Genomic DNA, 10,974 nt, shown 5'->3' with positions numbered 1-10,974 from the left:
ATAAATCGTTAATCAAATTCATTAAACTTATGAGACACATAAATTATTTAGTATTGCTTCTGGTAGCTTGCTGCGTAGGTGCTTGCAGTTCCCCGAAAAATGATACGAAAGATGCTTATCCGATGTTCTGGACTTGGTTGGATTACCAGCCCGGAATGAATTTCGACTCCATCTGCACGATCATGAATGAGGCGGGGATAGACGGTGTCATGCTAAACGCCCCTACTCCGGATGATTATCGGGCCGCTATTCCCATCGCCCAGAAACATGGGATAGAGGTCTACGCTTGGTTATGGACGATGAATCTGGAACATGACCGAGACGCTATCTTAAAAGAACATCCCGAATGGTTCAGCGTAAACCGTAACGGACAAAGCTTGGCCGATACGACCGCTTACGTGGATTACTACAAATTTATGTGCCCTGCCTTACCCGAGGTACGGGAGTTTATCAAGAAGAAAATAGAGGCTTACTGCGAGGTAGAGGGTTTGAACGGTATCGCTATCGATTACCACCGTTTCGTGGACGTTATCCTGCCGACTACCCTTTGGCCGAAATACGGTATCGTGCAAGATCAAGAATATCCGCAATGGGATTTTGGCTATCACCCGGCTATGATCGAGAAGTTCAAGGCCGCTTACGGATATGATCCAAGAGAACAGGAAGATCCCTCGCAAGACGAGAAATGGCTTCAATTCCGTTGTGACCAGATTACCGAGGTTGCCAATATGATCGCCGACGTGGTTCACTCCTATGGAAAGAAAATGGCAGCCTCTCCTTTCCCAACCCCCAAGATGGCGTCCAAAATGGTTCGTCAAGACTGGGGTAAATGGAATCTGGACATTGTCTTCCCCATGGTATACCATAACTTCTACACGGAAGATATTAGTTTTATCTCAGACTGTATGATAGAGGATGTTCGGGATAAGAACCCGAAAACTACGCTTTACTGCGGCTTAATGGTTTCAGACGATATGCAAGCCAGCATGGACGCCGCGCTAAATCATGGGGCGGAAGGAATCTCTATCTTTACCGTATCCGCTTTACGCACTCCGGAAAGCCGTGCGATGTTCAAGGCTTATGCGGATAGTGTTCGTGCGGTTCGTGCCGAGAACAATGGGGTGAATCCGGCTTTATCCAAGAGTACCAAAGTAACGAATCCTTTCGAGAACATGGATATCTTGAACATGATAAACGCAAAGATCAAGGAGCTCGCCAACGTGCCTATTCCGAATATCGCCGATTATAAATTGGTGAACGAAAAAGGTGCCACGAAATACTACGAGGTCAAAGAGCTAAACACAGGAAAAACATTCTGCGTAGACTTTTACTTCTACGGAGGTATTCTTTCCGGATGGAATGTTACGGTTAAATAAGTACTTGATAATAGCTATTTTTACGCGGCCTACCTCGTAAATTCATGAGGTAGGCCGCACGCGTAAACACCCCTATTCCAGAACGCCGAAACAAACAATCACCTTTAACAAGAATACTTAATAAAGCCCGACGAGACGGCCTATTGGCAGATCATCAGCCCGAGACACCTCGCCTCATTGAAGGGAACTTGCCCTTATTACCGTCCGAACAAGAAAGTACGCTATGCCGCGGGATTCGTAAGCCTATTGGAGAGCTTGCCGCACAAACAGATGCTCTCCGTTATCCCGGGACTCATGAGGCACTTCAGCCGGCGTACTTACTACCGTGTCCGCAAGGGAGAAAGGCCGCTCTCACCCTCCGAGCAACAGGTCGTATTGAATGCGCTCAAACGCTGTGGGGTAAAAGAGCCAAAAGGTTTCGACGCTTATTTCTAGGAGTACGACTGGTAAACCAAGGAAGAGAGGCTTGTGCCACTACCCATGTTACGAACGTGCCAATAGCATGGCACATCATTGGCACCACAAAGTACTATTAATAAAGCAATTGGATTGATATCACGGAGTCACCTCCCAGCATTTCCATCCTTTGTTGGCACAGATATATACAATGTAGGAACGGACATGGTAGTACGGGAACTTCTCCTTGGTATCCTTGGCGTAGGCGAGTACTTGCGCCACGTCCTCGGGACGGGGATCGCTGAGCGCCAGCATGCGCTCCGCCTCCTTCGCCTTGAAATACTTGAATTCCACCAACCGGTCATCCTTGTAATAGTCCGTACCGGGGATACCGGTCATCTCGAAATCCGAACGGCCCGCCGAATTGTTCTGCTCGATGGCGAACGTATAGTAGCTGCTCAGGTAACGGGAACAAAGCTCGAAGAAGGAGCAACGGATGAAATTCTCGTTGATCTTGTCGAACACCTGCGCCGGGAACTGCCCGAGGTATTGCTCGAAGTAGTTTTGTACCAGCGGCTCGAAACGACGCTCTTCCGTGAAACGCTCGTAAGTAGGCACATAGCGTTGGGCGTTTCCCTCTATATGATTCATCTCGTTGTAATAGTCCATGTAGATGCTGCGCATCGTAAGGTTGGGTAGCACCATGCGGTAATTATTCCGCAGCGTGGTCATACCCAGATAAAAGAGGCTGACCGGATAGAAGTTCTTGTCGAAGAATTTCCTCTTGTTGAACTTGCTCGACAGGTCGGAAACGTTATAGGATAACTCGTCATCAATCACCAACGCATCCAGCATCTCCTTGGAGTTCTCTTGCGAGAGGGTCAAGCGACGAATCCAACCGATATCCGTACGCAGGTTCTCATCCACCAGCTCACTCGGGATCATACCATCCATCGTGGCGAAGTTCTTAAAGAAATAGGTCAAGATCGTGGAATTGAATAAAGGCTCCGCACCGGGACGGAAGCGATAGCCGTCATAGTTGTTCACGATCAGTTGCCAAAGTTCCTCAAAAGAGTCCTGCCCCGTGCCATACTTCTTCAACACGTATCCCAGATAAGCGCTCGCTTCCTCATACGTAAAACCAAGCATATCCAGAAACCTCGGATGCAAGGTCAAGATCTCCGCTATATTATACCCGCTGGTCAAATCATCCATCGTGACGGGAAGAACTCCCGCACAAAAGCAAGTACGCACACTCCCCTCGCCGATACCTTTCTTTATGACTTTGAAAAAGGTACGCAAGAAACTGTCCCTCGTGGTCACTTGCTCGTACAGCGGATCTTTATAGGCCGTCAGCAGTTGATTCGTGAAATTATCGTACTCATCGACCAATATATAAACCTTAGGGAGGCCGTGCTCGCGAACGTATCCCAAGACCTCCTCAAGCATCTGGGAAGCATCATCACGGCTAGAGAATTGAAAATCCTTGAACACGTCACGGTTATGCGTCACCATAATTTCCACCGGAGAACAGTTCAAGCGATTGAAGTTACGCTCCAGCCCCTCCATATCATCAGCCATAACCATGGCTGAGAAATCATAGCGCACGATCATATAACGATTATGCTCCTCCGTCGGGTGCTCCCCGATCCAAGTCCCGCCGAACAGTTCCTCGAACCGGTCGGCCTTGGTACGGTCGTAGTAACAAGCCAAGGTAGAGATAAACAGGCTTTTCCCGAAACGACGGGGACGCAAGAAGACTGGAGCCTTATAGTCTTCCAAGCCCGGAATGAAATCGGTCTTGTCCACATAGTAGAAATCGCGTTCCCGCATCTCTACAAAATCCGCTACCGCATAAGGAATCGTTATTCGTGCCATAAGCTTTCTTTTTTCTGATACAATACTACAAATTTAAGAAAATAACTTGTTCTTTCAAACAAAAGCCCTATCTTTGCCGAAATTTTGAAGAGAGAGCAGATGACAAACAAGACACATAAGGATAATCCGAAGTTCTATTCCGGTTATATGTCGGAGGTTGAGGCTCTTTTCTCTATTTTACGGGATTATAATTTGGTTATATAAGATGCGTTGGTTACTTTTACTAACGCATTTTTTTTGTGTCCATCGGTCCGGTGATATAATATAAAGGTATAATATTCTAAAATCATTATAATAAACAAAACAACCCAAATTACTATGTCGAAAAGTGATATCAAAAAGGTGATTGTTCTGGGCTCGGGTGCCCTGAAGATCGGACAGGCCGGGGAGTTTGACTACTCTGGTTCGCAAGCGTTAAAGGCTCTGAAAGAAGAAGGGATCAGTACCGTATTGCTAAATCCGAATATCGCGACTATCCAAACATCCGAGGGAGTAGCCGATAAGGTATATTTCTTGCCTATCACTCCTTACTTCGTGGAGGAAGTTATCAAAAAAGAACAACCGGACGGAATCCTATTGGCGTTTGGCGGGCAGACCGCTTTGAACTGCGGTACTCAACTTTACACCAGCGGTACGTTGGCTAAATATGGCGTGAAAGTATTGGGTACATCCGTTGAGGCTATCATGTACACCGAGGACCGTGACCTATTTGTTAAGAAACTGAACGAGATAGAAGTGAAGACCCCGATCAGCCAAGCCGTAGAAAGCATGGACGACGCCGTGGCTGCCGCTTATAAGATCGGTTTCCCCGTAATGATCCGTTCCGCTTACGCATTAGGTGGTATGGGCAGTGGTATCTGCAAGGACGAGGCCGAGCTTCGCACCTTGGCGGAAAGCGCTTTCGCTTACTCATCCCAGATCTTGGTCGAGGAATCTTTGAAGGGTTGGAAAGAGATCGAGTTCGAGGTGATCCGCGACAAGAACGACCATTGCTTCACGGTAGTGAGCATGGAGAACGTAGACCCGCTAGGCGTACACACCGGCGAGAGTATCGTAGTAGCTCCGACTTGCTCCTTGACCGAGAAAGAATTAGATTTATTGAAAGAACTTTCTACCAAGACGATCCGCCACTTAGGTATCGTGGGTGAATGTAATATCCAATACGCTTTCAACTCCGAGACTTGCGATTACCGTGTGATCGAGGTGAACGCTCGCTTGAGCCGTTCTTCCGCCTTGGCATCCAAGGCCAGCGGTTATCCATTGGCTTTCGTCGCCGCTAAGTTGGCGTTGGGCTACGGATTGGACGAGATCGGCGAGATGGGTACTCCGAACTCCGCGTACAAAGCGCCGGAGGTAGATTATATGATCGTGAAGATCCCGCGTTGGGACTTGACGAAGTTCGTGGGTGTCAGCCGCCAGATCGGTTCCAGCATGAAATCCGTCGGCGAGATCATGTCGATCGGTAAGAGCTTCGAGGAAATCATGCAGAAGGGGCTTCGTATGATCGGACAAGGAATGCATGGTTTCGTAGGTAACAACGATATCCATTTCGATAACTTGGACGAGGAGTTGGCGAACCCTACCGACTTGCGTATCTTCGCCGTGGCACAAGCCTTGGAACAGGGATATAGCGTAGACAAGATCCATGAGTTGTCAAAGATCACACGCTGGTTCTTGGAGGGCTTGAAGAATATCGTGGATTACGCCAACGTATTGAAAGGTTACAACAAGATCGAGGATCTTCCGGAGGATGTATTGAAAGAGGCGAAACGCCTTGGTTTCTCGGACTTCCAGATCGCTCGTTACGTAGAGAGCCCGGAAGGCAATATGGAGAAAGAGAATATCCGCGTACGCAACTTGCGTAAGAAAATGGGCATTCTCCCTACCGTGAAACGTATCAACACGATCGCTTCCGAACATCCGGAATTGACCAACTATCTATATATGACTTACGACGGTACGCCGCACGATATCACCTACTACCCGAATGAGAAGAGCGTGATTATCTTGGGGTCCGGAGCTTACCGTATCGGCTCGTCCGTTGAGTTCGACTGGTGTTCGGTGAATGCCGCCCAGACCGCTCGTAAGCTAGGTTATAAATCGATCATGATCAACTATAACCCGGAGACCGTATCTACCGACTACGATATGTGCGACCGTCTTTACTTCGACGAGCTTTCATTCGAGCGCGTGCTAGACGTGATCGATCTGGAATTGCCGAAGGGCGTGATCGTCTCCGTAGGTGGACAGATCCCGAACAACTTGGCGATGAAACTCTACCGCCAGAATGTTCCGGTATTGGGTACTTCCCCGCTATCAATCGACCGTGCCGAGAACCGTCATAAATTCTCCGCGATGTTGGATTCGCTAGGTATCGACCAACCTCGTTGGGCAGAGCTTACCAGCATGGAAGAGATCGACGCGTTTATCGAGAAAGTAGGTTTCCCGATCTTGATCCGTCCGTCTTACGTATTGTCCGGTGCGGCGATGAACGTTTGCCATACGAAAGAGCAGATGATCGAGTTCTTGGATTTGGCCGCTAAGGTTTCCAAGGAATATCCGGTGGTCGTATCCGAGTTTATGCAAGGAACGAAAGAGATCGAGTTCGACGCTGTCGCTATGAATGGCGAGGTGGTTGAGTACGCGATCTCCGAGCATATCGAGTTCGCCGGTGTTCACTCCGGTGACGCTACCTTGGTGTTCCCGGCTCAGAAGATTTACTTCGAGACAGCCCGTCGTATCAAGAAAGTAAGCAAGATGATCGCGAAGGAGTTAAACATCAGCGGTCCGTTCAATATCCAGTTCTTGGCGAAGAATAACTTCGTGAAAGTAATCGAATGTAACTTACGTGCCTCACGTAGTTTCCCGTTTGTATCTAAAGTATTGAAACGCAACTTTATCGAGACGGCTACCCGCATCATGCTGGACGCTCCGTATACGAAACCGGATAAGAGCGCGTTCGATATCGACTGGATCGGTATCAAGGCTTCCCAGTTCTCATTCGCCCGTTTGCACAAGGCAGACCCCGTATTAGGTGTGGACATGAGCTCCACCGGCGAGGTAGGTTGTATCGGCGACGATTTCAACGAGGCTTTGCTTTCCGCCATGATCGCCGTAGGCAACAGTATTCCTAAGAAGAACATTTTAGTTTCTTCCGGCGCAGCTAAGAGCAAGGTCGATTTATTGGAGCCTTGCCGGATGCTGGATGCCAAGGGTTACACGATCTATGGTACGCACGGAACCGCCAAGTTCCTGAACGATAATGGAATCAAGGCAACCGCCGTTTGCTGGCCGGATGAGGAAGGTGATTTGAACATCATGGATATGTTCAGCAATCACGCTTTCGAATTGGTAGTAAATATCCCGAAAGATCATAGCAAACGTGAGTTGACCAATGGCTATAAGATCCGCCGTGCGGCGATCGATCATAACATTCCATTGATCACGAACGCCCGTCTGGCCAGCGCCTTTATCGACGCTTTCTGCAATATGAACGTAGAAGATATTCAGATTAAGAGCTGGCAGGAGTACAAATAATCAAAATTTGATTATATTTGCATGCGTGTAATAGAAAGAGACAAGGCTTTATGCCTTGTCTCTATAGTTTAAAGACCATGTACAGACGGCTACCTTTTATCATATTATTATCTATACTGGCGGTTTTCGCCTTGCGTGCGTCTGTGGTCGCTCCCTCTATCCTCGTACAAAATTATTCCGTAGACGATTACAAGGCTAGTTGCCAAAATTGGGATTTAGCGGTTTCCTATCATGGCATCTTATATGTAGCTAATAATTCCGGTCTGGTTACTTTTGACGGGAATACATGGAACACATATCCATTACCGGATAAAACCCCTATTTATAAAGTATCTTTCCAGAACGATTCTATCTATACCCAAGGCAAATCATCGTTAGGCTATTGGCTATACGACAAACTCGGGAATCTGGAATACCATCCGATCGATACGCTCCCGTCATATATAAATTTCGATGATCCCGAGACGAATTACACGATCCCGAAAGAAATCGAGGAGAAGCACCCAACTTCCTTCGCTAGCGCCGGAGGTCTCAATTTCACGGGAACATCTACGTCCGGTATTTATATCACCAACGACGAAGGGGAGATCTTTCAACATCTCAACATCAATAATCAGTTACAAGATAATATCGTACGCTCCATCTGCGTACAGGATAATAATTTAATCTGGGTCGCCTTGGATAATGGTATCTCCCAAATAGATATCAATCCTCCCATCGCCATGTTAGGTAAAAGAAGCCAGATCGGAAAGTTGGAAGACGCTGTAAAAGAGGATAACCGCCTCTATATCCGGACCAATGTCGGCTACTTCAGCCGGAGCCTGATGTTTGGTGATAAGTTTACCCCGATATCCGATGAGATCGGACGTTCATATATCCATCCGGATACGACCGATAATCATTTATCGGTAAGCTCTTTATTTAAGAATAAAGACGTATTGAGCGTATTCGCCAACGCAGAAAGTATTTACCCGGTTCCAGACAATTTGTATTGGCTCACGATCCAGAATGAGGCCGGACTCTTCCATCGGGAAAACGGTACAGGAACTTTAAAATGCCGGATCCTATTCGATAATTACGATCTGAATCTGGTAACCAATGGCAAACGGATCATCCCCTTGAATGATTCTCTTGATTTGGTATCTGCCATGCAAGGAACCCTATTAATCAACACTCGTCAATTAATAGAGGGAAGCCTAGGAGGATTGACGATGCCACGGTTTATGCGCATCGAGTATCAAGATCAAGAAGGTACACATTATTTATATCCGGACACGCAAAGAATCGACCTGCCCCATAACTTCCAAGAACTCTCGCTATACATCGGAACAACGGTATTCACCCCTAATCACCAAATCAGTTATAAGCTGGAAGGGGTATCCGCCGATTGGTCTTCTTGGCAGAAAGACGGCAAAATTACCTTCTTACAACTTCCGGAAGGAACTTATGAGCTAAGGGTACGTAAATATGTAACCCGTGGGCCGTTTCCCGAGATCACGATGCAAATCACGGTGCGCCCTCCTTGGTATAATACCGTATGGGCCTATTTGATCTACGTCGCTTTGATATGGTTCGCCATTCAAGAAGGACTTCGGTACCATTTAAGGAATTTGCGGAAAAAAGAACAAGAAAAGCTGGAGGCAGAGCGACAAGCCGAACTGCAAAGGCTTCAACAAATGAAAAGCGAGATGCTGGAAACGGAGTTGCAAAACAAAAACAATGAGCTTACTCTCCAGACAACAGCTTTGGTAAAAAGAAACGAGGCAATCCAAGCTTTGTTGGAAGAACTGGATAAGCAGAAAGAGACATTGGGTGACCGATACCCCAATAAGTTATATACCCGTTTACGTTCCTTGATCGAATCTACCTTGAACGATCAAGCGGATTGGGTGCAGTTCGAGACCTATTTCAATAGCGCCCACCAGAATTTCATGGATCGTTTACGCCAGCAATACGCAGATATAACGGCAGGCGATTTGCGTATTTGTTGCTTACTCCGCATGAACCTTTCCACGAAGGAGATCGCATCGTTAATGAATGTATCCGTACGGGCTATCGAGCTAAGAAGATACCGCTTAAGAAAGCGATTAGCCCTTGATGGGGATACGAATCTTGTCGATTTCTTAATGAACTACTAAAAATATTTTCTAGAATATGCTTAATATATAATATTCTACATAACAGCATATTAAACGCACATAGAAAGAGATTGAGAAAGTCTTGTAGTAGTCTTATCCAATAAAAAAATCATTTGCGCAAGTCGTGTAGTAGTCATTTTCATGGCTACCGTAATTTATTATGTTTCCTTTGCCGGCGAATAAAATCTTAAATTCTTTCGACATGATGAAACACGAACTGGAGAAACAATTAGATGCGCTAGAAAAGAAAGGTGTCGACAGACGACATTTCTTTAAGTTATTAGCGGCGACAGGACTGATCGCGGGAGTTAATACCGGAAAAGCAAACGCTTTTTCAAGCAGCGCAAAAGGTAAAATCGTTATTATCGGTGGAGGAGCCGCTGGTATCAGTATGGCTGCCCGATTAAAACATTGGCTTGATGAACCGGATATCACCCTGATTGACCCCAGCGATCGTCAGTTTTATCAACCGGGATTCACTCTGATCGCCTCAGGTGTGTACCAACCGGAAGATGTTTGGAAGAAGCAAGAGGATTGTATGCCTAGCGGTATAAAATGGATAAAGGACTCGGTCGCCGCGGTTGATCCCGTATGGAATCAAGTAACGACCAAAAGTAACGGAAAGATTCCATACGACTTTTTAGTACTGACCCCGGGATTACAATGTAACTGGGAAAAAGTAGAGGGTATTACCCACGATACCTTGGGACAAGGAAACGCAAACTCTATTTACGATTTCGAAGGAGCCCAAAAGACATGGAAAGCTCTTCAAGAATTCGCGAAAAAAGGAGGCAAAGGTATTTATACCGATACCTATACAAAACATAAATGTGGCGGCGCCCCCAAAAAGATCTGTTTATTATCCGAGCATTACGCAAGGAAACAAGGGACACGCGACAAGCTGCAATTGAATTATTTTACCGCTTCGAAGGAACTATACGATATCCCGTATTTCACACCTCGCTTGCTAGAAATATATAATGAACGTAACATACCTATTAACTTGAATGTACGTGTAAAAGGTGTAGACACATCCGCGAAGCAAGTACATTTTGAGAAGATAGAGACAAAAGGCGAAGAAAAGATCGTAACGCCGTTCGTAGAGGATTACGATTTCTTACACTTCACCCCGCCTATGTCCGCTCCCGATTTCGTTCGTGATGCCGGATTAGGTTGGACAGAAGGTAAATTGGCCGCGGACGCATGGGTAATGGTCGATAAAGAGACCTTGGTACATAAGAAATACCAGAACATCGTTTCTCTGGGTGATGTAGCCGGTATCCCGACCAGTAAAACATCTGCCGCTATCCGTAAGCAAGTACCTATCGCCGCCAAGAACCTGATCGCGCTCATGGAAGGCAAAGAGCCGACCGAGAAATACAACGGTTATGCCGCTTGCCCGATCGTCACGGATTACGGCCATGTGTTGCTTTGTGAGTTTGACTACGAAAAGAAACCCGACATTTCATTCCCATTCTCGATGATCGATACATCAAAAGAGCAATGGCTTGCTTGGATCTTAAAGGTATATATTTTAAAACCGATGTATTTCAACGGAATGCTTAACGGTTACGCATAATATGAATAAAGAATCTATGAAATAAAACTCCCTATAATTTCGAATGCCAAACTACAAAGCCCCGGGTTTC

General features: G+C 46.5%; 5 protein-coding genes and 1 pseudogene. 5 read left to right on the top strand and 1 reads right to left on the bottom strand.

Annotated elements, in window-relative coordinates; translation table 11 throughout:
• Positions 1 to 29: 29 nt before the first annotated feature.
• The gene (locus DWY79_RS14040; protein ID WP_008772850.1) at positions 30 to 1,376 is read left to right on the top strand and encodes a family 10 glycosylhydrolase; all 1,347 of its coding nucleotides are present in this window, start codon (positions 30 to 32) and stop codon (positions 1,374 to 1,376) included.
• Between the two features lie 74 nt (positions 1,377 to 1,450).
• Positions 1,451 to 1,811, top strand: a pseudogene (locus DWY79_RS14035) (DUF6078 family protein).
• 120 nt (positions 1,812 to 1,931) lie between these two features.
• On the opposite strand, the gene DWY79_RS14030 reads toward DWY79_RS14035, so the two are convergent.
• The gene (locus DWY79_RS14030) at positions 1,932 to 3,650 is read right to left on the bottom strand and encodes an ATP-binding protein (RefSeq protein ID WP_122369526.1); all 1,719 of its coding nucleotides are present in this window, start codon (positions 3,648 to 3,650) and stop codon (positions 1,932 to 1,934) included.
• 318 nt (positions 3,651 to 3,968) lie between these two features.
• Between DWY79_RS14030 and carB the strand changes: the two genes are divergently transcribed.
• From carB to DWY79_RS14015, 3 genes are all read left to right on the top strand, one after another.
• Positions 3,969 to 7,187 carry a carbamoyl-phosphate synthase (glutamine-hydrolyzing) large subunit gene (gene carB / locus DWY79_RS14025; protein WP_005859594.1) on the top strand — a complete coding sequence of 1,073 codons (3,219 nt, stop codon included), beginning with the start codon at positions 3,969 to 3,971 and terminating at the stop codon, positions 7,185 to 7,187.
• Positions 7,188 to 7,264: 77 nt separating this feature from the next.
• Positions 7,265 to 9,325 (top strand): transcriptional regulator, encoded by a 2,061-nt coding sequence (locus DWY79_RS14020; protein ID WP_008779156.1) that lies wholly within the window; start codon positions 7,265 to 7,267, stop codon positions 9,323 to 9,325.
• A gap of 202 nt (positions 9,326 to 9,527) precedes the next feature.
• Positions 9,528 to 10,904 carry an NAD(P)/FAD-dependent oxidoreductase gene (locus DWY79_RS14015; protein ID WP_008772856.1) on the top strand — a complete coding sequence of 459 codons (1,377 nt, stop codon included), beginning with the start codon at positions 9,528 to 9,530 and terminating at the stop codon, positions 10,902 to 10,904.
• The last annotated feature ends 70 nt before the right edge of the window (positions 10,905 to 10,974 follow it).

Source organism: Parabacteroides sp. AF27-14, assembly GCF_003635425.1.
In the GTDB taxonomy this organism is placed as follows: Bacteria; Bacteroidota; Bacteroidia; order Bacteroidales; family Tannerellaceae; genus Parabacteroides; species Parabacteroides distasonis.
This window is presented reverse-complemented; position numbering and strand designations above follow the sequence as displayed.